Genomic DNA, 24,329 nt, shown 5'->3' with positions numbered 1-24,329 from the left:
GGGGAATGACAATTCGGATTATGCAATAGATATCGCTTTGATCTTCTGAAACAGGAAGACAGAAAGCATAAAATGAACAGATCGATTGCAAAAAGAATTGCATTTTTATACGGACTGGAAATGAAAAGTAAGGTTTGCCTGATCAAAAGGCAAACCTGCGGATCATACCTGCTCTGAATATAAATGTGAATCATCAGTTCAAAATATAGGTATTTATTAAATAAATATTGGGTGGAAATTTAAAAAACTTCCATTAGAATCCAAATTTCTACAAAGAATACTCCTGGGGGAAACATTGCTCTTGGCGATGTTTACTTAAGAAAAACTAGCTTGAGGAACGCTCATGCAGATCGGAATCCCAACCGAAACTGTTGCAGGTGAAAGTCGCGTAGCGGCAACACCAGAGACAGTGAAGAAGTTGATTAACGCAGGTCATAGTATTGTTATTGAACGTGGTGCTGGTATTAAAGCGGCGTACATTGACAGTGCTTATGAACAAGTTGGCGCAACCATTACGGACGATGCATATACAGGTAGCCAAATTATTTTGAAGGTTCGCGCCCCTAAAGGTGACGAAATTCAGAAGCTTGCGGCGAATACGACTGTCATTGCAATGTTTGACCCTTATCGCAATCCAGAACTAGACCAGTTTGCAACTCAGCAAGTGTCTGCTTTTGCGTTGGAATTACTGCCACGTACGCTATCCCGCGCACAAAACATGGACGTACTTTCTTCTCAAGCAAACTTGGCGGGCTATAAGTCTGTATTGTTAGCTGCGGCTGAATATCAACGTATGTTCCCAATGTTAATGACGGCTGCGGGTACTGTAAAACCTGCACGTGTCGTGATTATGGGGGTTGGTGTTGCAGGTCTTCAAGCGATTGCGACTGCGAAACGTTTGGGTGCGGTTGTAGAAGCAACAGATTTGCGCCCAACAGCAAAAGAGCAGGTTGAATCTCTAGGCGGCAAATGGCTAGACGTGCCAATGTCCGATGAAGAAAAACAACGTGCTGCTGAAGCTGCGAAAAGCGGTTATGGTTGGCAGCCGGGTGAGCAATACATCAAAGATCAAGCTGCGATTGTAGATAAAGCTGTATCAAATGCTGACATCGTAATCACCACTGCATTGATTCCAGGTCGTAATGCTCCGCGTTTAATTAAAGCTGAAACCGTTGCCAAAATGAAACCGGGTTCTGTCATTTTAGATATGGCAGTTGAGACGGGTGGTAACGTTGAAGGTTCTAAAGAAGGCGAAACAGTCACAACTGAAAATGGTGTGAAGATTTTGGGTATTCCAAATATTCCAGGCACAGTTGCGACTGAAGCATCTGCACTGTATGCACGTAACGTTTTTAACTTCCTTGAGACATTATTCGACAAAGACAAAGCCTTTGTGATCAATCAAGAAGATGAAATCCAAAAAGCGTTACTCGTGACTCATGGCGGTCAAGTACTGCTCAAGCGCGGTTAAGGAGAGTTCTCATGGTTGAAACGATTACAATTTTCGTCCTTGCCATCTTTGTTGGTTATTACGTGGTGTGGGGAGTAACGCCTGCGTTACATACACCATTAATGGCGGTAACCAATGCGTTGTCTTCCATTATTGTGGTTGGCGCGATGATCCAAACAGTGGGTATGCCTGCGATTGGTGTAGATGCTAACGTTGCATTCCAAAGTGTAAACGTGGTGAGTATCCTTGGTGCGATTGCTGTATTTTTGGCAAGTATCAACATCTTCGGTGGCTTTGCTGTAACTGCTCGTATGCTTGAAATGTTCAAGCCGAAGCAAAAGAAAAAAGAGGGCTAAGCAATGGAATTCATTCGAGACTATGCGGATTGGTTCTACCTCATTGGTGCTGTCCTCTTTATCTTAACTTTACGTGGCTTGTCTGGTCCTAAGACTGCGATTGCGGGTAACCGCTACGGTATGATCGCAATGGCGATTGCTGTAGTCACCACTTTCTTTGTTGCTGAACATCCTGTTGTTTGGATGATCGGTGGTGCAATGGTATTGGGTGCGGTTGTGGGTATCGCACGTGCGAAAACAGTGCCAATGACACAAATGCCTGAGACGGTTGCGTTGATGCACTCTCTGGTGGGTTTGGCTGCGGTATTGATTGCAATTGCGGCGATTCTACACAACAACCAACTCACTGCATTATTTGAGCAAAATGAAGCTGCTTTAACGGCTGCGGGTGTTCAACATGCACATATGAGTGGCGTGCATTTATTTGAATTGTTTGTCGGTTGTTTTGTGGGTGCGATTACCTTTACAGCATCTGTCTTTGCTTACGGTAAATTGGCGGCAAAGAAATGGGCAAAAACAATTTCGGGTGCATGGGTTAAACCTGTTCAAGCGATCATCTTTATTGCGATGCTTGCGTGTGGTTTCACATTCTTCACTACAGGTAACATGACTGCGTTCTGGGCAATGACAGCACTTGCACTTGCATTTGGCTGGGTGTGGATTGCACCAGTCGGTGGTGGTGATATGCCAGTTGTGGTATCGCTTTTGAACTCATTCTCTGGTTGGGCTGCGGCAGGTATTGGTTTCACACTTGAAAACAATATGTTGATCGTTGCAGGTTCGCTTGTAGGTTCATCTGGTGCGATTCTGTCTTATATCATGTGTAAGGCGATGAACCGTTCAATCATCAACGTATTGTTTGGTGGTGCAATGGGCGGTGCGGCAGTTGCATCGGCAGATAAAGGTGAGCAAGTTCAACGTAACCACCGTTCTGGTTCAGCAGATGACGCAGGTTTCTTGATGTCAAATGCAGACAGCGTTGTGATTGTACCGGGTTATGGTATGGCGCAAGGCCGTGCACAGAATGCGGTGAAAGAGTTGTGTGAAATCTTGAAAGAGCAGGGCGTAAAAGTTCGCTTTGCGATTCACCCAGTTGCTGGTCGTATGCCGGGTCACATGAATGTATTGTTGGCAGAAGCAGATGTTGCTTATGAAGACATCTTGGAAATGGATGAGATCAACTCCGATTTTCCTGCAACAGACGTAGTACTGGTGATCGGTGCGAATGACGTGGTGAATCCTGCGGCGAAAGATGATCCAAGCTCACCGATCTACGGTATGCCGATCCTTGAGGCACATAAAGCGCGTACCATTATGGTGATCAAGCGTTCTATGGCAACAGGTTATGCTGGCCTAGACAATGACTTGTTCTACAATGAAAAAACCATGATGATCTTTGGTGATGCCAAGAAAGTTGTGGAAGATATGACCAAAGCAATCAATGGTGGTGGTCACTAATCTGACCTCTAATCTGGATTGAAAAAGCCACCCTCGGGTGGCTTTTTATTTGGCTTATTTTTAAATAAACTTTTCGACCAGTCCTAAGGATTGTTGATAAAGGTCACGTGCTAATTGTTGATTTTTGGCATGTGAAGATTTCCAGTCAGGCATATGTGCACTGACATACTCTCCGTTGCGGTTTGCCCATTCATCGCCAATCGCCATTTGGCTGATCAGATTAGCAGGAACAGAAGTTGGGACTAAGCCGAGTTTCATAGCAGCGTAAACAGGCTTGGGCAGATCGCGATAAATGTCAGAAGCAACACCACCAGGGTGCAAGGCATTATTGGTGATTGAGCTACCAGCCAGTTGCTCTGCCAATGCATTGCTAAGGAGTAAATTGGCAAGCTTGGATTGTCCATAATAAAATAGCGGATTGTAAAAGCCTTCTGCGCGGAATTTATTGGGTTTGATTGAGCCTGCCCAATGTGCAATTGAGGCCAAATGTACAATACGTGCTTGAGGAGATTGCTTTAAAACGGGAAGCAGTTTTTGGGTCAATAGAAAATGACCGAGATAGTTGACGCCGAACTGTTGCTCGAAGCCATCAGCAGTCAGCTGTTTGGTTTTGGCAAATAGGCCTGCATTGTTGATCAATACATCCAGATTGCCATAACGATCTGCGATTTCATCAGCGGCTTTTCGAGTCAATTCAAGGCTGTTGAGGTCGAGGGAGATGAGGTCAACTTGCCCTTGATCGAGTGCCCGTAATTTGTTTTGTGCTGCTTGGGCTTTCTGTGGATTGCGGCAGGCCAGAATGACATGTTGCCCTTGTTTAACTAACTGTTCTGCTGTGGCAAAACCAATGCCTGTATTGGCGCCTGTAATCAGTATTTTTTTCACGTCCTGTACTCCAGTTATGCTATTTCTTGGTGGATTTCAACAATCTGTATAGTGCTGTAGTTTTGACAATTTGTCATGTCAAATTTAAAGGTGGGAGATGATTGGCATTTGGAGTGCAGTGCGGAAGGGAGATCTATCTGTTAAGTAAGAGGCTAATCGAAGTAAGTATTCTCGGGGAGTTTATGTTGTAATTCAAAAAACTGATGGATTTGTGCTTCTGTAACACGCGCCGTTGAAATCGGGGGTAATTCATCCTTATCAAAGAAAGTAACTTCAGAAGTTTCGATGCTTGGCTTGAGTTCACCACCAATCAGTTCACACCAAAAGAAGGCTTTATAGACATGCAGGAACATAGCAGGGTGAGGATGCTTTCTACGATCGGTGAGTGCGAGCAGCTTGGTCGCTCTGACTTCTAATCCAGTTTCTTCAAGCACTTCTTTTTCTGCATTTTCAGCGGCGGAATAGCCAACATCTGCCCAACCTCCAGGGATCGACCATAAGCCATCCTGTGTTTCTTTAGCTAATAGCAGTTTATTGTCTTTAAATACAACAGCGCGAACATCAATTTTAGGTGTTGCATAGCCAATATCTTGCAATACATTGGGAATAAAGAGAGTGGTATCAATTTCTTCTAATTCCATCAGGGTACGGACGTGATCAAGTAGCTGTTGATAGCGTTCTTTATCGTACACATCTTTGCTGTAGTACAAACCTGATTGAGCCAATCCTGTAATTTTATTGAGTGTTTCAATCCATGCGGCTGAATCTTTCATTTTATTCTAGGTGATTGAGGAGAGGGTTTAATACTAGCATTGCTATTCTATTTTACAAGGAATGGTCGGAAATCTAGAGCTAAATCGGCTTATAGCGTATCTGTGTATAGAATCTCTTTTGACTTGAATACGGTATAAAAAAAGCGACCTATTCGGTCGCTTTTTTGAGGAGCTTTACGCTACAGACTCTGGCGCACGCCATAAGCTTTCTAAATCATAGAACTTACGCGCGGTTGGTAGCATGACATGTACCACAACAAAACCGAGGTCGATTAAGATCCACTCAGCATCGCGTTCACCTTCGACACCGATTGGGCGGAAACCTGCTTTACGTGCTTCATCAGCAACATTATCTGCAAGGGCTTTAACATGACGCGTTGATGTACCGCTTGCAATCACAATTGCATCGGCAACATTGCTGATCGTACTTACGTCAAGTTCAAGAATATCTTTGGCTTTTACATCAGTGAGAGCTTCATGTACAACGTTTAGGCATGCTTGTACATCTTTGTTCGCTGTTTTGATTTTTAGATCGTGAGAATTAGAAGCGCTGGGCGATGGTTCTAAATTCATAGAGGGTATATTTTCCTGACAATTGCTCATCATCAAATATACCGTTTTTCTCTAAAAAGTTCAAATTTTAGCAGTAACAGTTTATGTATTCACATCATTAGAAAAATACTTCTTTTTCCATGCAAAAGATTGATCTGAATGCGTTTTTGGTCTGTATTCCGCAGCAATCAGACCTCGGTAGTCACTTTGTTGTAACCAGTCAAAGATTTGTTTATAGGGAATATTGCCAGTATCGGGTTCATGGCGGTCTGGACAGTCAGCAAATTGAATATGTCCAATCTGCTCGATATTTTCCTGTAGTCCTGCTAAAACATCTTCACCCATCATCGCCATATGGTAACAGTCATATTGCATTTTCAGGGCTGGGTGGTTGATGGCTTCCAGCATTTCTTGGGCTTGGGCAATATTTTGAACCAAGAAGCGTGGCATATCAGTGCCATTGATCATTTCAAACACAGGTTCAATACCTTGTTCCGTCAACAGATGGCAGGCGAGCTTTAGGTTGCTTGCCAGAGTATTCAAGCAAGGCAACAGATCCGCATCCAACGGCTGTTTACCTGCCAGAATGTTGACACGGGGCACATCCAGTGCAGTGGCATAGCGAATCGCTTGTTCCAGTGCTTGGTGAAATTCAATTTCTCGTCCAGGTACACCAGCCAAACCATTACCCCCTTGCATTAAGTCGCCAGCAGGGACATTGATCAGGCAGAGTGAAAGATTATATTGTTCAAGTTGGGTTCGAATATCAATCACGTCGAGTTCATAGGGGAACTGAATTTCTACATGCTGAAAACCGTGGGCTTGTGCTAAGGCGAAACGCTCGATTAAGGGAACTTCAGTGAAGATCATTGATAAATTGACTGCAAGATGGCTCATGTTAGGACTCCCTGAATCAATAGATCCTATTTATTGTTCTGTAATTTTGATAATAGTCGCTAAATCCTTATCAGCAAAGCCATTTTCTTGGTGGGCTTGTAACTGTAATAGAGCTTTTTGTGCAACAGGTATCTTTAAGTTAAAACTTTGTGCCAAAAGTAAGGCATTGTTTAAGTCTTTTGATAAGGTTTGCACTTTCCACTGTACAGGCTCAAAAGTTTGAGTTGCCATACGTGGTGCAAGGATTTGAAAGGGCTTTGAGTCGGCAAAACCACCTGCAAGTGCGGGTGCGAGTAATGCGGTGTCGACGCCTGCTTGATCGGCAAGGGCGACTGCTTCTGCGATCAGGGTGCTGTTGGCAGCAACAATCAGTTGATTACAAATTTTGGTGGCTTGCCCAGTACCCGATGTGCCCATCCGAGTTACACGCTGCGACAGTACATTGTAAATCGGGGTGAGCTGCTCGATGGTTTCTGCATCACCGCCAGCAAAAATAACCAATGTGCCTTGCTCTGCACCAATAGTGCCGCCGGATACAGGGGAGTCAATCCAAGTGACCTGCTGCTGTTGAGCAGATTGAGCCAGTTGTTGTGTTGCAGGCACCGATAAACTAGAGAAATCAACAATAACTTGCTGTGCTTGTAAATACGGTTGAATCTGGGCAAAAACACTTTGCATCGCCTGATCGTCGGCCAAACACGTCAAAATAACGGGATAAAGGGCAATCTGATCGATCGCTAATAATGATGCACCTTGTTGAAGGAGCGGTTCACATGCATGTGGACTGCGATTCCAGACTGCAACAGAATAACCTGCATGCAATAGTCGGCTTGCCATACGTGTGCCCATTAACCCCATACCCAAAAAAGCGATTGGTGTTTTTTGATTCGCATGCATGTGAATGTGCTCCCGTTAGGATTATTTGTATTGGCGCGGCAGGAATTGAATCTCTGGGTTTTTGTCCTTTTTACGAGCCAAGCTACTGTTTTTACCCAAGAGTAGCTTGAGTTGCCAAAGTTTTTCTAAACGCAATGCTTTTTCTGGTTGGTGTTCCATCGCATCCAAGACACGTTTGGCTGCCATGATGGCATCTGGTGAACGTTGTAAAATTTCTTCAGCAATGCTGTTCGCTTTTGCTAATGGGTCATTGTCTAAATGAGTGACTAGACCAATTTGCTTGGCATATTCAGCATCAAAGATACGTGCAGTGAGTGTCAGTTCTTTGGCAAGGTCAACCCCAATCAGCCCTTTAAGTGAGCGGGTCAGTCCCATGTCTGGTACAAGCCCCCAGCGGCTTTCCATAATCGACATTTGGCTAGTTGGTGTTGCAATGCGAATGTCCGCAGCTAGCGCCAGTTGCATGCCTGCACCGAAGCAATAGCCTTCGATTGCTGCAATCACAGGGATTGGTAAATTTTGCCAAATCAGGAAAGCCTTCTGGAATAGACTTTGTCCAGGCTTTATCAGTTCCCATGCTGCAAAAGCGGTATTTTTAGGATTGTTTAAATCAGAAAGGTCGATGCCTGCACTAAACACCTGTGCTTCACCAGTCAGGATGACACAACGGATTGAACGATCTTTTTCAATTTTTTTTGCAGTTGCCACCAGTTCTTTGAGTAAGGCAAAGCTCATTGCATTACGTTTATCTGGACGGTTTAAGGAAACGGTTGCGATTCCATTGTTCTTTTCAACGCGTAAAAGTGCCATCTGCCTTACTCTTATTGTGTTTGATTCGGCAGCATAACATGAGTCCCTGTGTCGAAACATGACAGGGCAGTCACGTTAATTATCGTAGCTATGCAAGATTAAATTAGCCGCCTGTCGAACCTGTTCAATGGCTGTGCTGAGCTCATTGAAACGATGATTGGTCTCACGAATAAACACATCATCAGCCTTGCGCCGTTCTTTACGTAGCGTCGAGACAAATTGTTCAAATTCACCAGAGACTTGCTGCAAGTTGGGTGTGCCGACATAACGGGTTGCGCCATAGAGGCGATGCAGGACGTGTTCCAGTTGTGGAAAATCTTCCATTTCAATCAATTGCTGCATTTCTGCCAGCTCAGTATCAAAGCTATCGACCAGCATATTCAATAAATCTTGCGCCAAATCTTCTTTATTGGCTGCAAGCTGCACGCTTTGCTGCCAGTTTAAGATTTGTGGATCAATGGATTCAGTTGGGCGCTTCGGCTCAGTCGTCGCAGGCTGAGTACTGAAATTGTTTTTGGTCCAGTGGGTCAGAATTTGAATAATCTGCTCCATCTGGATGGGCTTGGTCACATAATCATTCATACCAACTTTGAGTAGCTTTTGCTTTTCATCGGCCAGCGCATGGGCGGTGAGTGCAATGATCGGCAATTGCATACCGTTGTCCAAGGTTGACTCGAGAGAGCGAATCGCACGTGTGGTATCAATCCCGGACATGACTGGCATTTGAATGTCCATGAACACGAGATCAAATGGCGGTGATTTTTGTTCGATGCGTTCCTGAATGATATCGATGGCCTTTTGTCCACTCAACGCTTTGGTGGTGGTGACATTGAGCTCACCGAGCAGGGCTTCAAGCACAATCAAGTTCGGCAAATGGTCATCCACCGCCAAGACATGCAAGCCTTGACCGTTAAAGTCTTCGGATTCTTGTTCAAAAATGGGTTGATTACCCAGTAACTGTACCAATTCACGACGACTCAGCGGTTGATATAATGGCCGTGCACGATATTCATTCAGCATGTTTGGCTCCAGACTCATCTGATAGCCATAAACCGCTAAGTTGCCATGATAGCGTTGACGAATTTCTTTGAGTAAGGCCTCTGTATCACCACTATGATCGACAATCAGCCAAGTATTTTCTTGTTGATTGAGATGATTCAAACGGCTGAATAAGTCCAGAATCGATTGTGTTTCAATATGAGCGACATGGTAGTTCTCTAAATATGAACGCAGTACGCTAGCCGTTGCAGGATGGGCGAGATAAGACACTACTTGTAAATGATCGAAACGAGGATGTTCAACAAATTCATCCTGCTCTTCAACTTTAAATGAAGCGGTGAACCAGAAGGTCGAGCCTTTTTCGGTTGGCGCACGCTCTTGGTTGTCTTCAAAGCCAATCTGACCATGCATCAAATGCACCAACTGTTTGGAAATGGCGAGGCCCAGTCCTGTACCGCCAAATTGACGTGTCACCGATGCATCGCCCTGAGAGAAGGATTCAAACAGCTTTTTACGATCAGTGCCACTCAGACCAATGCCGCTGTCTTGAACACTAAAATGCAGTAAACATTGCCCGATCTCATCATCTTCCATACGTACCCGCACGATGATTTCACCATCAGGGGTGAACTTGATCGCATTGGAAATCAGATTGGTCAGGATTTGCTTAAAGCGTAGCGCATCACCGACCACATGCTTGGGAATGTTCTCTGCATAGTAAAACGCCATATTGATATGCTTTTGTGCAGCCAAAGGCGAGAGCATATCCATCACATCAAAAATAGCTTCTTCAAGGTCAAAAGGAGCCGTTTCGAGTTCGAGTTTACCTGCATCAATTTTTGAGAAATCCAGTACATCATTAATCAGCGCCAATAAGTGAGCAGAAGATTTGCGAATGGTTTGCAGGTAAAGGTTCTGCTCATTGCTGAGGTTTTGTTGGCGTAGTAATAAGTGAATAAAGCCATCAATACTGTTTAGCGGTGTTCTGAGTTCATGACTGATGTTGGCCAAGAACACCGATTTAGACTGGTTTGATGAAATTGCTTGGTCACGCGCCTGGCGATAGGTAATGTTCTGAACTTCTAAGGTATCCAGTGTTCGGCGTAAATCTTCTTCGGTTTGTTCGGTATGTTCTTTTAATTCTAAAAAACTGAAATGCAGACGTTTCACCACATTGGCAATATCACGCTGCAGTAAACGCAGTTCACCGGTACTGTTCACCACAATATGCTGATCTAGGGTGTCGGCATTGAGACGTTGCATCTGCATGCGGATTTCATAGAGCGGTGCGAGCCAGCGACGTGAGAAAACGTTTAAACAGAACAATAAAATCAGTAAGGTCATCAGTCCGGTCACGACCAGAGATAACAGAATTTTGTAGCGTGCTAATTCGAGTGGTTGGTTATCGAGTTCAATCATCAACCAGACTGAATCTGAATTGCTGCTGTCTAATTTTGAACCATAAATACTGTTGTGATTATGCGGAATTGGGCCGAAAAAATTACGATTTTCTGGAAAACTGGGCCAAAACCGGTTGTTTTGATACCCGACACTGAGATAGGTTTGGCCTTTGTTGTCAATCAAGACTGCACGCTGTAAGTTCTTCTCATCAAACATTTTTTGCATAATGTTTTGAGCGCGATCATATTGATCTGGTTGTTCTTGTACCAAGCGTAATAAATCATTTGCTGTTTGGTGATAACGTGCCAAAATCGCAGCAGCATCTGAGCGTTGTTGTTGTTTGGCTGAATTGGTTGTTTCTGCTAAAACCCAAAGAATCCCTACACTGGTCAAAATTGCAATTGGCACAAGAATCAGTGCAATCAACTGCCCATAAGCATGATTGAGGCGTAAACGTTTCGATATGGTCTTATTGAAATTTGACATAGTGCGGTCAGATTTATCATTCTGCGCAACATCTTAGCACGCTTTGTGAAAATCAAGGACATCTGCTTGGCAATAAAAAGCAGAGTGAAATGGTGCAGTATTGCCGTTTTTTTCATACAATAGTCGCCACCTTAATATCGGTGTCGATCATGACGAATACGCAAACTGATTTTTTAGCAGATGAATTTTTACTGGATGATTATGTCGGTAAAACCCCTTTGGTGCGTTTGCAGCGTTTAGCGTGTCATACCCAAGCCACGGTATTAGCAAAATTAGAAGGTAATAACCCCGCAGGATCGGTGAAAGATCGTCCAGCCTATAACATGATTATTCAGGCGGAAAAACGGGGCCAGATTCAACCAGGGGATACCTTAATCGAAGCGACCAGTGGTAATACCGGGATCGCGTTGGCCATGGTTGCAGCCATGCGCGGCTATAAAATGAAGTTGATCATGCCGAACAATATGAGCCAAGAGCGTAAAGATGCGATGTTGGCTTATGGGGCTGAGTTGATTGAAGTTACGCAGCAGCAAGGCATGGAAGGTGCACGCGACCTTGCTTTACAAATGCAGGCTGAAGGCAAAGGCTTTGTGCTGAACCAGTTCGGTAACCCAGATAATGTCGATGCACATTACCTGACCACAGGTCCAGAAATCTGGAAGCAAACAGGTGGGAAAATTACTCACTTTGTCAGCTCAATGGGGACCACTGGAACCATCATGGGCGTTTCCAAATATCTCAAGCAACAAAATCCTGATATTCAAATTGTGGGCTTACAGCCTTCGGATGGTTCCAGCATTGCAGGGATTCGTCGCTGGCCAGAAGAATATTTGCCGACCATTTTTGACCGTAGCCGTGTCGACCGCATCATTGATATTCCTCAGATTGAAGCGGAAAAGACCATGCGTAAGCTGGCGCGTACTGAGGGCATCAGTGCAGGAACATCTTCTGGTGGCGCAGTGTGGGCATCAATTAAAATCGCAGAAGAACAACCAGATGCGGTGATTGTCTGCATTATCTGTGACCGTGGTGATCGTTATTTATCAACGGGATTATTCTCAGTACAAGATTAGAATCTCCCCCTAACCCCCCTCTTTAAAAAAGAAGGGGAAACTCCTCCCTTTATAAAAGGAAGGTTGGGAGGGATTTGAAGAGATTTTAAGATGAATTTACGTTTTCCGATTTTAGTTTTTGATATTGAGACCCTGACCGATTTAAAGGCAGGCGCACATCTGTATCATCTTGACTTGCCTGAAGCTGATGTGGAGCAGGCGCTCACTAAAATTCGTCGCCAAGAGTCGGGGATGGACTTTCAGCGGTTACCTTTGCATGAAATCGTCTGTATTTCCGGTTTATGGATTGATGAAAAAGGCTACCGTCTGTTTTCATTTAGTCAGGAACAAAATAGCGAAGCTGAAATGCTGGCAAAATTCTTATCGATTTTTGACAAGAAGCAGCCCACCTTAGTCAGTTGGAATGGCTCGCAATTTGATTTGCCTGTGATTCTGTTTCGTGCCATGTATCATGGGCTTTCTGCACCGAGTCTGTTTGATCAAGGCGAAATTGATCAGCAAAAGCGTTTTAACAACTATCAGAACCGTTACCATCATCGTCATGTTGACTTGATGGATGTGATGGCGATGTTTAATTGTCGTAACTTCCAGAAATTGGATGATATTGCCTGTTTGCTCGGTTTTCCCGGAAAACGTGGTGAGACGGGCTATCATGTGCCAGAATATGTACGGAACAAACAATGGTTAGAATTGTGCAGTTACTGTGAAGGTGATGTACTGAATACCTGGTTGGTTTATCTTCGTTGGCTGTTGCTTAAAGGCCAATTAAATCAGCAGGATCATCAGCATTTAGTTCAATCCACCATTGCTTATTTACAAACGCAAACGCAACAAACAGATTTTTTACAGGTATGGCAGCAAACATCGCAATATACTGTATTCACCGCAGATACTTTTGCGCCAAACAATTAGGTTCATCTTTTGAAACATAAAGCGAAACAACGTCCAGCACAATATCCAAGCTATACCTTTCAAGTCGAGGCTTTTTCTCATGAGGGGCGTGGCATTGCGCATTATGGAACGCATCCAGATCATCCTAAAGAAAAGCACGGCAAGAAAGTTTTTATCCGTTATGCCCTTGTCGGCGAAACGGTGCAGGCCAAGATTACCAATCAGACTTCACGCTTAGAAGAAGCGGATATGATCAAGCTGGAGAGTGATGCAGCCGGGGGCCGAGTGGATCCCATTTGTCCGCATTTCGGCGTGTGTGGCGGCTGTAGCTTGCAGCACATTCATCCTGATGAGCAAATTTTGTTAAAACAGAATGTATTAAAATCCCATCTAGAACATTTTGCTGGATTGCAGCCTGAACAATGGCTCGATCCCATTCGTTCAGTCAAAGCTGATTATCGTCGTCGTGCCCGCATCGGGGTGCGTTATATTGCCAAGCAAAACCGTTTGGTGATGGGGTTTCGTGAGCATCACAGTAATCATTTAACCCCGATTCAGCAGTGTAAAGTGCTTGATCAAACCTTATCGGAAAGTTTACCAGAACTAAAAAAACTACTCGAAAGTCTTACAGGCAAAGCCCATATTGGTCATATAGAATTGGCAATGGGAGACAGTGAGGTGGCCTTATTAATTCGTCATTTGGATGAATTAAATGTGTCGGATGTCAACCAATTACGTCAATTTTCGTTACTCAAAGGATGGCAGTTGTATTTGCAGCCTAAAGGGGGAGATAGCTTACATCGTGTGGATGATTCACAAGCCGCAATGCGTTTGCATTACAGTTTGGATGATTTTGCCGTCAAATTCGCGTTTTCACCCTTAGATTTTACTCAAGTGAACAGTGGGGTAAATGCACAGATGATTCACTTGGCATGTGAATTGCTTCAGTTACAGAAAGGGGAAAGAGTACTGGACCTCTTCTGTGGGTTAGGTAATTTTTCTCTCCCGATTGCACGTTGTGTGGGTGAGACAGGTCAAGTGGTCGGCGTTGAGGCGAGTGACGAGATGGTCAAAAGGGCAACTGAAAATGCGCAAGCAAATCATTTGTCTCAGGCAATATTCTTTTCACAAGATTTAACAAAAGACTTTTCGCATCATTCTTGGGCGAAACAGGGATTTGATGCATTATTAATTGATCCTCCACGATCAGGTGCGTTTGAAGTCATGCAATATGTACCTAATTTTGGAGCGAAAAGAATCGTTTATGTTTCATGTAACCCATCAACACTGGCAAGGGATGCAGGTGTACTGGCACAATATGGCTATCAATTAAAGAAAGCTGCGGTAATGGATATGTTCACGCATACTGAACATGTGGAATCGATTGCCCTGTTTGAAAAAGTTGAACGGCTTGAAAAAATCGAAGAGATAAACGATTAAAAAATGAGTTACATATCCAGAGGAGAATGGTATGGTCACAGTACGTGAGCAGTTACCTGGACGACTCCAAGAGTTGTCTGAGGAAGCGACTGGAGAACATGCCGCTGAAGCGCAAAGTAGTCTAGTGTCTTGGCTAGACCGAGTGCGTGATATTTTGGATGGGGCAGAGCTAAAACAACTTCAACAAGTTGCGGAGCTAACCTTAGCAAAAGAATTACAAGCGACGGACAATCATCGTATCAATACCTTTAGTACCGGGATTGGTATGGCGGATATTCTGGCGCATCTGCATGTTGACGAAGACACGCTTTCAGCGGCAGTGTTATATCGTAGCGTGCGTGAGGGACTGATTACTCTAGAAGATATCCAGCAACAGTTTGGCGAGCAAGTCTTGAGTCTGGTTCAAGGCACCCTTGCAATGGGTAAGCTGTCTGAGTTGATTGAAAAAAATAAACGCTTAGAAGATCATTTTAATAATAACCAGCGGGAACATTTAAACGGCATTTATAAAATGCTGATTTCAGTGACGGAAGACGTGCGGGTTGTATTAATTAAACTGGCAGAACGGACCTACGCTTTACGTGAGTTGGCGACCGCAAGCAAAGAGCGTCAGGAACGTGTCGCACGTGAAATTCTTACGATTTACTCCCCACTGGCCCATCGTTTGGGGATTGCCCAACTGAAGTGGGAGCTAGAAGATCTTGCCTTCCGCTATTTGGCGCCTGAACGTTATAAAGAAATTGCCTCTCTACTCAATGAAAAGCGTTTAGAGCGTGAGCAATATATTCAGTTTGTAATTGATAAATTGAAAACGGAATTGGCCAGTTATGATATTCAGGCTGAAATCACGGGGCGGGTGAAGCACATTTATTCGATTTATCGAAAAATGAAAAGCAAAAACCTCAGCTTCGATCAGCTGTATGATATTCGTGCTGTGCGTGTCTTGGTCAAGAGTGTTCCAGATTGTTATCACGCCTTAGGCATCGTACATCAGTTATGGCGTCACATTCCGAACCAGTTTGATGACTATGTTACTAATCCGAAAGCCAATGGTTATCGCTCATTGCATACCGCAGTGATTGCTGAGAATAAATCTCTGGAAGTACAAATTCGTACCTTTGAGATGCATAACGAAGCAGAGTTGGGGGTGTGTTCGCACTTTAACTATAAAGAAGGTGCCAAGAATACCGATCATTCCTTCAATGATCGTTTACATTCTCTCCGTGCGGTGCTTGAGCATTATCAAGAGCGGACGGAAACCACACCCCATGCTGAAGATGAAGAGTCGAATGGCATTGATCAGATTCAGGATTTTGAGAATTTTGAAAAGATCTATGTGTTTAGCCGTGACGGGGATATTAAAGAATTACCGCGTGGTTCAACTGTTTTAGACTTTGCTTACCATGTACATACCGAAGTGGGGAACAAGTGTTATGCAGCACGTGTCAACCAGCGTTATGTGCCATTAACCTATACCCTGAAAACGGGTGAGCAGGTTGAAATTTTAACCAAGAAAGATCGTGAGCCGAACCGTGACTGGTTGGTGAACTCGCTGGGTTATATCAAGACCGCGCGTGCGCGTGACAAGTTGCGGCATTGGTTTAGACAGCAGGATCGCAGCAAGAACGTTGAAGTTGGACGGGAGTTACTCAATAAAGAGCTGGCACGGTTAGCGATTCACCCAAAAAGTATTGATTTAAAAGACTATTCATCGCATTTTAACCTGAAATCAGGTGATGATATTTTAGTGGCTTTGGTCAGTGGTGATATCAGTCTGCATGCCTTGATGAATCAAGTGAATCGTCAGATGCATCTGGATCAGGATGAACCAGAGCTGGTGTTAAAGCCAGCCTTGAATCCACGTGCCAGCCATACCTTATCGGCGCATGGGATCTTGATTGATGGGTTGGACAATGTGGAGTTGCATATTGCGCAATGTTGTCAGCCTGTCCATGGTGAATCGATTGGCGGATATATCACCTTGAATCGTGGGGTCAGCATTCATAAGGTCGCGTGTCCGGATTACTTGCGCATGACCACACAAGAGCCTGAACGTGCGGTTGAAGCCGATTGGGAAATGCAACCGACGCGTGGCCAGAGTGTGCAGATCGTGGTGGAAGCCTATGATCGTCGTGGTTTACTCAAAGATCTGACACAGGTGATTTTCTCAGACCAAATCAATATTCGTCAGGTCAATACCATTTCTGAGGCAGATGGTATTGCCAACATGAAGTTATTAATTGAAGTCAAAGGTTTGGCACAGTTGTCACGTTTGTTGGCTCGTTTAGAGCAGCAACCTGGGATTATCAGTGCCAGACGGTTGGTTCAAGGAAGCTAGATCATAAAAATAAAAAAGCTGCATTTCGATGCAGCTTTTTTATTTTTAGCGCTTCGCTAAAAAGAGATTGGTGAGTCGGTTTAGGAACTGTGGGCTCATGCTGGATAACTGATACATGAGTTTGGTTTTGATCCCGACAGGGGTATGGGTTGGAAGCAAGGCATGGTCTTTGTGTTGCGCCAAATGCAGTACCTGTTTTGCCACATCGGCAGGGGTGAGATCCACACCAATATGTTGAATGCTGCCAGCATCCATATCTTTGACCATATTGGTTTGCACAAAGAGCGGCATCACATCCAAGACACGAATATTGTATTTTTGCCATTCTACATCTAAGGCTTCAGTTAAACCGCGCACAGCAAATTTGCTAGCAGAATAAGAGGCCAAGTCGGCTTGGCCATAAATCGCAGAGGCTGAAGAAAGGTTAATAATGCGAGCAAAGCTGGCTTGTTGCAGATGTATCAGGGCAGCATGGCAGCCGTTAGCAACGCCTTTTACATTAATATCAAAGGTACGGTGATGTGATTGGATGGGGGTATTTTCAAATGCGCCTGAATACAGAATGCCTGCATTATTGACTAAAACATTCAGTTCACCCGCCCAGCGTTTAAACTCTTGCAAGGCAGTTTGCCATTGGTCGTAATGACTGACATCGAGATAACCTGCTTTGGCATGTGCTCCAAGTTCTGTAGCTAAAGCCTGTGCCTGTGCCTCATTGATGTCATAGATGCCTACTTTAAAGCCTTTTTGATGAAAAAGACGGGCAATTTCAGCGCCAATTCCTTGTGCGGCGCCACTAATAAAAACACTATATTGCATTGCGTTCCCTTGCTTTATATTGATATTTTTTGCGTGCGTCTATATTAGACATAAGCTTGTTTAAGCTGCAACCATTTGGCTATATCTAGTTTGGAGATCATCATGGAAAAGTTATTGGCAATTATGCAAGAGTTAAGACAGAAGTGTCCATGGGATCAACAACAAACACCAGAAAGTTTGACACGATATGCCATTGAAGAGGCATATGAGGTTGAGGCTGCAATTCGCTCGGGCGAAGTGGATGAAATCCGCAATGAACTTGGCGACTTACTGTTGCAAGTAGTTTTTCAATCCCAAATGTTTGATGAAAAAGGATTATTCAACTTTCAGGATGTGGTGGAAGCGATTAGTGAAAAATTAATTCGACGTCATCCGCATGTCTTTCAGGCTGAAAAATATCAAAATTTGGATTCCGAGCAGGTCGGTGAATTGTGGAAACAAATCAAACAACAAGAAAAACAGGGTAAAGTAGTATCCCGATTAGATGAAGTTAAGCATGCACCGGCATTGGTACAGGCACATGAAATTCAAAAAAAAGCAGCTCAGCTCGGTTTTGATTTTGAAACGGTTGCAGATGCTTATGCAAAGTTGGATGAGGAACTGGGAGAATTGCAGCAGGCGATGAAAAGCCAGTGTGCCGAGGATATCCACGAAGAGTTTGGTGATTGTTTATTTTCTTTAATCAATGTGGGACGGAAGCTGGGCGTGTCAAGTGAGACCGCGCTGCTGGCAACCATCCATAAATTTAGAAGCCGTTTTGCTTTTATTGAGCAGCAGGCACAGCGACAACAGAAAGACTTGCAAGACATGAGCTTGGCCGAGATGGATGAGCTTTGGGAGCAGGCAAAACGACAATTAAAAGCTCAGGAGAGCAGTCATGAGATTGCCGCAATCACGCAGCAAACATAAGTTTTTTTTATTGATGATCTTGTGCCTGGGGTGTATATCACATCTCAAGGCACAGCAGTTTGACCAATCTTATCAACAGTGGAAGGCACAGCAGCAGGCACGTGATCAGCAATTGGCAAGACAAGCCGATAATAATTACTATTTATCTCGTCCAACTCAGCAGCTTCCGAAGCAGATTTCATCATCGGGCAACATTCAGGGTGATAAAATTAGCTTAAATCAAGCCAACTTACAGCAACTACAAATGTTAAATGGTGTGGGCGAGAAAAAAGCCCAAGCCATTGTAGAGTATCGTCAAAAAAATGGCGGCTTTAAAACCGTGGATGAGTTGATGAATATCAAAGGCATTGGGCCAAAATTACTTGAGAAAAATAAGTCAAAGCTGATGCTATAAGTTTGAAATGGTAAAAAGGTGATTGATTAGGCAGACTGAACTGTTGAAACTTCCAACAGAATAAATTGCCCTTTGTGTGTGTTAGAGCTATGATTAGCGACAAATTGTTATTTACGTCCTGACGTAGGAGACAGTGTCTTTTGCAAACTTTGCGTGCGTCAAAATGTGGTTTGTCCACAGCTCAACTTCCTTCCTCAATTTTAGATGTCATCGATAGTCTGACTAAAGCCGGCTATGAGGCATATATTGTGGGTGGGGGTGTTCGAGACATGATGTTAGGTCTTAATCCAAAGGATTTTGATGCGGTTACCAATGCTACACCAGCCCAAGTAAAAGAGGTTTTTGGTCGACGTTGCCGAATTATCGGACGGCGTTTTGAGTTAGCACATGTATATTCCGGTCGCGAGCTGATTGAAGTTGCGACCTTCCGTGCCCCACCGAAAAAAGCAGTCACCAGTGCATCTGGAATGATTCTTCGTGATAATAACTGGGGAACGATCGAGCAAGACTTTGCTCGTCGAGATTTTTCGATCAATACTTTGTATTATCAACCACGTAAAGCGGTTGTGCTTGATTTCTGCCATGCAGTGGATGATATCAATAGCCGTACTTTACGTTTCCTTGGGGAACCTGCTCAGCGTTTTGAAGAAGATCCTGTGCGGATGTTGCGTGCTTTACGCTTTGCTGCAAAGCTCAACTTTCAGATTGATCAATCGATTCTTGATGTGTTTGATGCCGAGATGACGCAATTATTGCGTGATGTCTCACCTCATCGTTTATATGATGAGTCGCAAAAGCTATTCACCATGGGACACCTGACCCGTGTATTACCCATGTTGATTGAGTTTGGTGTCTGGAAACAATTGTTTGCTGAAATTCCACCGAATTTGACCGCTTTTATTGAGCGTGCGGCGCGCAATACCGATCAACGGATCCAAATTGGTAAAACCATCAATCCTGCATTTTTCTATGCTGTGTTGTTATGGAAACCTTTCTTGGAGCGTTGTGACTTCTATTTAAACAAAGGGGTTGTGCCTGCGGAAGCACGTGCGCAAGCCGGTTTGGATGTGCTGAAACGTCAAGCGACGCGGACCATTATTCCTCGTTTTGCCGAAACTTTTATTCGTGAAGTATGGGAAATGCAAACTCGCTTGCTCAATCCTAAACCTCAGCAGATTGAAGCCTTGGCAGGACATGCGCGATTCCGTGCAGGCTTTGACTTCTTGTTGTTACGTGAGAAATCAGGTGATAGCAGTACGGAAGGTATGGGCATTTGGTGGGAAGCCTACCAAGAAATGACCACAGACCAAAAAGAAGCTGTGATTCGTCAATACAACCGTCAACGTAGTAAGACACGTCGTAAAGCAGTTGAGGTGGATGAGCCGAAGTCGACTGAAATTGAGCCTTTGGTCAATGTGCCTGAGCCAAGAAGTCGCCGTGCCAAGAAAGAGCGTGTCAGAGCGGATGAGTCATCCAGTCGTTTTATTGAAAAAGCGACAGCGGGTTCTGGGCAAGTCAATGCCGATCACCCAATTCTCAAGCGTAAGCGCGTTCAACGTGATCTCAGTCAAGTGGTTTTCGGGCCGACCCAATGAGTATTCGCAGCTATATTGGTCTGGGCAGTAACTTAGGCGATTCGCAACAAATTCTGAGAGAAGCGGTTGCGAAGCTCGCCACTTTGGGGGCTGTACAGATATCGCGGCTCTATCAAAGTCCGCCGATGGGACCACAGGATCAGCCCAACTTTTTAAACGCCGTTGTTCAACTGGATACAACACTTGAACCACTTGCCTTATTAGATCAATTACAACAATTTGAGCAAGAGGCAGGACGTATTCGTTTACGACGTTGGGGAGAGCGTACCCTTGATCTGGATCTACTGATTTATGGTCAGGAACAGATTCAAAATGAACGTTTAACTGTCCCACATACGGGTCTGTTACAACGTGATTTTGTGATTCTTCCCTTATTGGATTTAGATGCTCATTTACAACTGAATGGTCATTCATTAAAAGATTTAGAACTGGTGCAGCAAGCTCACTTGACTGTAATAGCAGATCAGTCTTGGGCAACCGCTTAAGACTGTTTCGTTCTGGAAACGCCTGTAGAGGACATCATCATGATTAGTCTAAGTGACTTAAGAAAGTTTAAAGCCGAAGGACGCAAGTTCTCATGCCTGACTTGTTACGATGCAAGTATGGCGAAAGCTATGGAATTGGCTGAAATTGATACGATTTTAATCGGTGATTCTCTAGGAATGGCAATTCAAGGCAGAGACTCTACGCTTCCTGTCACCGTTGAAGATATGGCATATCATACCGCTGCTGTACGCCGTGGAAATGCGCATGCCTTGATTATGACTGATTTGCCATTTATGAGCTATGCCACACTTGAGGATGGCTTGAAAAATGCTAAGACCGTGATGCAAGTCGGTGCACAAATGGTCAAAATCGAAGGTGGAGCTTGGCTCAGCGAATTGGTGACTGTGTTAACCCGTAATGGTATTCCGGTCTGCGTTCACTTGGGATTAACTCCTCAATCTGTACATGTGTTTGGTGGTTATAAGCTGCAAGCAAGAACACGTGAAGCAGCAGATCAGTTGATTGCAGATTGCCAAGCAGTAGTTGATGCAGGTGCTGCGGTATTATTGCTTGAATGTGTTCCAGCTCAATTGGGCAAAGAAATTGCTGAATTATTTCCGAATACGCCAGTGATCGGAATTGGTGCGGGCAATGAAACCGATGGTCAAGTGCTCGTGGTACAGGACATGCTTGGTTTGACTTTTGGTCGTGTGGCACGTTTTGTTCGCAACTTTATGAAAGAGCAAGCGGGTGAAACCGCGATTGTGGATGCATTTAAATCGTATCATGCTGCAGTTCAAGACCAGTCGTTCCCAGCCAAGGAACATACGTTCCAAGTTGAGCTTTAATTCATGAAAACTGAAACAACAATACAAGGCTTAACCGCATCATTGGCACCTGCGCGCAGTTCAAAAAAATTGATTGGTTTCGTACCAACTATGGGAAACTTGCACGAAGGTCATTTGACTTTGGTGCGTGAAGCAAAAAAACTGTGCGATGTCGTGGTGGTTAGTATTTTCGTCAATCCAATTCAGTTTGGTGCTGGTGAAGATTTTGAGAGTTATCCACGTACTTTAGAGCAAGATAGTCGTCTATTGGCGGATGTCGGCTGCGATATTATTTTTGCCCCAACGGTTGAGCAAATGTATGGTACACAACCACGTTTGACCAATATCAGTGTCGGTCAAATCACGGATGATCTGTGTGGAAAATCGCGCCCAGGTCATTTTGATGGCGTTGCGGTTGTGGTGACCAAGTTATTCAATATCGTACAGCCAGATTTTGCTTTCTTTGGGCAAAAAGACTATCAGCAATTGGCGGTGATTCGCCAGTTGGTACAAGATTTGAATATGCCACTGGAAGTGATTGGTGTGCCGATAGTCCGTGCTGAAGATGGACTTGCTTTAAGCTCGCGAAATGGTTATCTGACCGAACAGCAACGCGCTGTAGCACCAACGATTTACCAATTGCTTAAAGGCGCTGAGCAGCAATTGCATGAAGGGCAGGCGTTGTCACAGGTGTTAGAAAATATCTCTACTCAATTGACACAAGCAGGTTTTGTTGTGGATTATGTAGAAGCTCGCCAAACTAACTTGCAACCAATTCAACAGTTTGACCAGAATTTGGTGTTATTTATTGCAGCCAAGCTTGGTTCAACCCGGTTGATTGATAACTTACAAATCGACTTTAAAACATAAAAATGAAGGGCAAAACGCCATGAAGCGTATTCTTATCGTCACAGGTCAATCTGGTTCAGGGAAATCTTCGGCTTTACAAGTGCTTGAAGACTTGGGCTATTATTGTATAGATAATTTACCTTTGGCGTTATTGCCTGAAATTGTAGCCAAACTTGATCATGAAAATAATCTGGAGCAACTGGCTCTTGGGGTCGATATTCGAAGTACCCGTGCCGATATGCAAGAGTTTGATCATGTTTTTCAGCAATTACAACGACATGGTATAGTCGATATTATTTATCTGACCACACAGGATCAGGATTTGATTGCACGTTTTAGCGCATCTCGTCGACCTCATCCTCTGGCAAACCGCTTTAATAGTCTGCTGCAATGTATTCAGGAAGAGAAACAGCTTTTAATTCCGATACAATTCCGCTCCACAGTACATATTGATACCACCGATAAAAGTGTTCATGATTTAAAACATATTTTATTGTCCAAGCTTGGACAATCCGATAATTTGATCGTCATTTTGCAGTCCTTTGGTTATAAGCATGGCATTCCACTGGATGCAGATTATGTTTTTGACGTACGACATTTACCTAATCCACATTGGGATTTAGAATTACGCCGTTTTTCAGGTTTAGATGAACCTGTGCGCCGCTTTTTGGAAGGCAGTCAACAAACCAATGAGATGTTTGAAGATATTTATGCTTTTCTAGAGAAATGGTTACCTGCTTTTGCAGAAGGGCATCGCCATTACATGACCATTTCAGTGGGATGTACCGGTGGTCAGCATCGTTCAGTTTATATCGTGGATAGACTCAAACAAGCCCTTGAGGCAAAATGGGCTGTCCAAATCTTACATAGAGAAATGAAGCACTGGTCATGATAGACACAACAATTGATGTAATTAACAAACTTGGCTTACACGCGCGCGCATCTGGTAAACTGATTGAAGTGACGACCAAGTTTCGTGCTTCGATTCAAATTGGTAAGGGCGATAAGTTGGTTGATGCAAAAAATATTATGTCATTGTTGATGTTGGGTGCGGGTAAGGGCACTACATTAAGACTGGTGATCGAAGGTGCCGATGAAGACAAGGCACTGGAAGAAATTCAAACGCTGTTCGCAGCAAAATTTTATGAGGCAGAGTAATAGTGGCACGTGGTCCCCAACGTTATACCGATGAAGATTTTGAGTCATTAGATGGGCGTGCGAGTCGAACTGAGCAAAAAAAAGCAGTCCAGCGCATGGCCGCTTTGGGAGAGCAATTGGCTCAATTGAACCCAAAGCAGATTCAAAAACTTCCTGTCGATGAACGTTTAATTGATGCATTGCTTGAAGTGCAAAAGATCAGTTCATTTGAAGCACGTCGTCGTCAGTTCCAACGTGTTGGTAAGTTATTGCGCAATGAAGATGAAACCACAATTTTGTCTTATCTCACTCCGCAGCAAGGCGCGAAAAAACAAATGCAGTTGATGCGTTGGGTTGATCGTATGATTGATCAAGGTGATCCAATCATTAATGAATTTAGTAAAGTATTTAATGCCTCTGAACGACATACCTTGCGTCAGCATGTTTTGCGTATCCATCGTGATATCAAACAGCAAGTCAGTGAAGAAGAGTTAGAGGCGTCAAAACGCAAATTTGTAAACTATGTGCAACAGGTGGCGTTGTTATCTGAGCAGTAAAGATCAAGTCAAAAAGAAGTTTCCTAGGAAACTTCTTTTTTTTTATGGGA

At 44.0% G+C, this 24,329-nt stretch carries 24 protein-coding genes; 16 read left to right on the top strand and 8 right to left on the bottom strand.

Annotated features, from left to right (window positions below; genetic code table 11):
- Window positions 1–343 precede the first annotated feature (343 nt).
- The 3 genes from F895_RS13900 to F895_RS13910 are packed head-to-tail and all read left to right on the top strand — an operon-like array spanning window position 344 to window position 3,264.
- Window positions 344–1,471: a Re/Si-specific NAD(P)(+) transhydrogenase subunit alpha gene (locus F895_RS13900; protein ID WP_005239676.1), complete on the top strand. Its 1,128-nt coding sequence runs from the start codon at window positions 344–346 to the stop codon at window positions 1,469–1,471.
- Window positions 1,472–1,482: 11 nt separating this feature from the next.
- Window positions 1,483–1,806, top strand: a complete 324-nt coding sequence (locus F895_RS13905) for a proton-translocating transhydrogenase family protein (protein ID WP_004655717.1) — start codon at window positions 1,483–1,485, stop codon at window positions 1,804–1,806.
- 3 nt (window positions 1,807–1,809) lie between these two features.
- Window positions 1,810–3,264, top strand: coding sequence for an NAD(P)(+) transhydrogenase (Re/Si-specific) subunit beta (locus F895_RS13910; RefSeq protein WP_005239674.1), 1,455 nt, complete (start codon window positions 1,810–1,812; stop codon window positions 3,262–3,264).
- Window positions 3,265–3,324: 60 nt separating this feature from the next.
- On the opposite strand, the gene F895_RS13915 is transcribed toward F895_RS13910, so the two are convergent.
- From F895_RS13915 to F895_RS13945, 7 genes are all read right to left on the bottom strand, one after another.
- Window positions 3,325–4,149, bottom strand: coding sequence for an SDR family NAD(P)-dependent oxidoreductase (locus tag F895_RS13915; RefSeq protein WP_005239673.1), 825 nt, complete (start codon window positions 4,147–4,149; stop codon window positions 3,325–3,327).
- A 152-nt stretch (window positions 4,150–4,301) separates the two neighbouring features.
- Window positions 4,302–4,922 carry an NUDIX hydrolase gene (locus tag F895_RS13920; RefSeq protein WP_005239671.1) on the bottom strand — a complete coding sequence of 207 codons (621 nt, stop codon included), beginning with the start codon at window positions 4,920–4,922 and terminating at the stop codon, window positions 4,302–4,304.
- 174 nt (window positions 4,923–5,096) lie between these two features.
- Window positions 5,097–5,495, bottom strand: coding sequence for a ribosome silencing factor (rsfS, locus tag F895_RS13925; protein ID WP_004655709.1), 399 nt, complete (start codon window positions 5,493–5,495; stop codon window positions 5,097–5,099).
- Between the two features lie 81 nt (window positions 5,496–5,576).
- Complete coding sequence (locus F895_RS13930; RefSeq protein ID WP_005239669.1) at window positions 5,577–6,371, bottom strand: hydroxypyruvate isomerase family protein; 795 nt, start codon at window positions 6,369–6,371, stop codon at window positions 5,577–5,579.
- Between the two features lie 30 nt (window positions 6,372–6,401).
- Window positions 6,402–7,268, bottom strand: coding sequence for an NAD(P)-dependent oxidoreductase (locus F895_RS13935; protein WP_005239666.1), 867 nt, complete (start codon window positions 7,266–7,268; stop codon window positions 6,402–6,404).
- Window positions 7,269–7,289: 21 nt separating this feature from the next.
- Window positions 7,290–8,078: a crotonase/enoyl-CoA hydratase family protein gene (locus tag F895_RS13940; RefSeq protein ID WP_005239664.1), complete on the bottom strand. Its 789-nt coding sequence runs from the start codon at window positions 8,076–8,078 to the stop codon at window positions 7,290–7,292.
- A gap of 75 nt (window positions 8,079–8,153) precedes the next feature.
- Window positions 8,154–10,964, bottom strand: coding sequence for a GacS-like sensor histidine kinase (locus tag F895_RS13945; RefSeq protein WP_005239663.1), 2,811 nt, complete (start codon window positions 10,962–10,964; stop codon window positions 8,154–8,156).
- A 149-nt stretch (window positions 10,965–11,113) separates the two neighbouring features.
- On the opposite strand from F895_RS13945, the gene cysM reads away from it, so the two are divergent.
- From cysM to F895_RS13965, 4 genes are all read left to right on the top strand, one after another.
- Window positions 11,114–12,037: a cysteine synthase CysM gene (gene cysM, locus F895_RS13950; RefSeq protein ID WP_005239661.1), complete on the top strand. Its 924-nt coding sequence runs from the start codon at window positions 11,114–11,116 to the stop codon at window positions 12,035–12,037.
- Between the two features lie 90 nt (window positions 12,038–12,127).
- Window positions 12,128–12,949 (top strand): 3'-5' exonuclease, encoded by an 822-nt coding sequence (locus F895_RS13955; protein WP_005239659.1) that lies wholly within the window; start codon window positions 12,128–12,130, stop codon window positions 12,947–12,949.
- A gap of 9 nt (window positions 12,950–12,958) precedes the next feature.
- Window positions 12,959–14,368 (top strand): 23S rRNA (uracil(1939)-C(5))-methyltransferase RlmD, encoded by a 1,410-nt coding sequence (gene rlmD / locus F895_RS13960; protein ID WP_005239656.1) that lies wholly within the window; start codon window positions 12,959–12,961, stop codon window positions 14,366–14,368.
- Between the two features lie 31 nt (window positions 14,369–14,399).
- Window positions 14,400–16,706: a RelA/SpoT family protein gene (locus F895_RS13965; protein WP_005239655.1), complete on the top strand. Its 2,307-nt coding sequence runs from the start codon at window positions 14,400–14,402 to the stop codon at window positions 16,704–16,706.
- Between the two features lie 45 nt (window positions 16,707–16,751).
- Here F895_RS13965 and F895_RS13970 read toward each other — a convergent pair whose 3' ends face one another.
- Window positions 16,752–17,525, bottom strand: a complete 774-nt coding sequence (locus F895_RS13970) for an SDR family oxidoreductase (RefSeq protein WP_005239654.1) — start codon at window positions 17,523–17,525, stop codon at window positions 16,752–16,754.
- A 102-nt stretch (window positions 17,526–17,627) separates the two neighbouring features.
- Here F895_RS13970 and mazG point away from each other — a divergent pair, with 102 nt between their 5' ends.
- From mazG to yjgA, 9 genes are all read left to right on the top strand, one after another.
- Complete coding sequence (gene mazG, locus F895_RS13975; RefSeq protein ID WP_005239653.1) at window positions 17,628–18,434, top strand: nucleoside triphosphate pyrophosphohydrolase; 807 nt, start codon at window positions 17,628–17,630, stop codon at window positions 18,432–18,434.
- The gene (locus F895_RS13980) at window positions 18,403–18,828 is read left to right on the top strand and encodes a ComEA family DNA-binding protein (RefSeq protein ID WP_005239652.1); all 426 of its coding nucleotides are present in this window, start codon (window positions 18,403–18,405) and stop codon (window positions 18,826–18,828) included. The genes mazG and F895_RS13980 overlap by 32 nt, the downstream gene beginning before the upstream one ends.
- A gap of 140 nt (window positions 18,829–18,968) precedes the next feature.
- Entirely contained in the window at window positions 18,969–20,423 is a 1,455-nt protein-coding gene (gene pcnB / locus F895_RS13985) for a polynucleotide adenylyltransferase PcnB (protein ID WP_005239651.1), read from the top strand.
- A complete protein-coding gene (gene folK, locus F895_RS13990) occupies window positions 20,420–20,908 on the top strand; it encodes a 2-amino-4-hydroxy-6-hydroxymethyldihydropteridine diphosphokinase (protein ID WP_005239650.1) in 489 nt (162 codons plus the stop codon). The genes pcnB and folK overlap by 4 nt, the downstream gene beginning before the upstream one ends.
- A gap of 39 nt (window positions 20,909–20,947) precedes the next feature.
- Window positions 20,948–21,757, top strand: a complete 810-nt coding sequence (gene panB / locus F895_RS13995) for a 3-methyl-2-oxobutanoate hydroxymethyltransferase (RefSeq protein WP_004655682.1) — start codon at window positions 20,948–20,950, stop codon at window positions 21,755–21,757.
- A gap of 3 nt (window positions 21,758–21,760) precedes the next feature.
- Window positions 21,761–22,606, top strand: coding sequence for a pantoate--beta-alanine ligase (gene panC, locus F895_RS14000; protein WP_005239649.1), 846 nt, complete (start codon window positions 21,761–21,763; stop codon window positions 22,604–22,606).
- A gap of 19 nt (window positions 22,607–22,625) precedes the next feature.
- Entirely contained in the window at window positions 22,626–23,477 is an 852-nt protein-coding gene (rapZ, locus tag F895_RS14005) for an RNase adapter RapZ (RefSeq protein ID WP_005239648.1), read from the top strand.
- Window positions 23,474–23,743 carry an HPr family phosphocarrier protein gene (locus F895_RS14010; RefSeq protein ID WP_004655677.1) on the top strand — a complete coding sequence of 90 codons (270 nt, stop codon included), beginning with the start codon at window positions 23,474–23,476 and terminating at the stop codon, window positions 23,741–23,743. Before rapZ ends, F895_RS14010 begins: the two co-directional genes overlap by 4 nt.
- Before the next feature lie 2 nt (window positions 23,744–23,745).
- Complete coding sequence (gene yjgA, locus F895_RS14015; protein WP_005239647.1) at window positions 23,746–24,279, top strand: ribosome biogenesis factor YjgA; 534 nt, start codon at window positions 23,746–23,748, stop codon at window positions 24,277–24,279.
- Window positions 24,280–24,329 lie beyond the last annotated feature (50 nt).

This window comes from Acinetobacter sp. CIP 64.2, assembly GCF_000369645.1.
GTDB lineage: Bacteria > Pseudomonadota > Gammaproteobacteria > Pseudomonadales > Moraxellaceae > Acinetobacter.
This window is presented reverse-complemented; position numbering and strand designations above follow the sequence as displayed.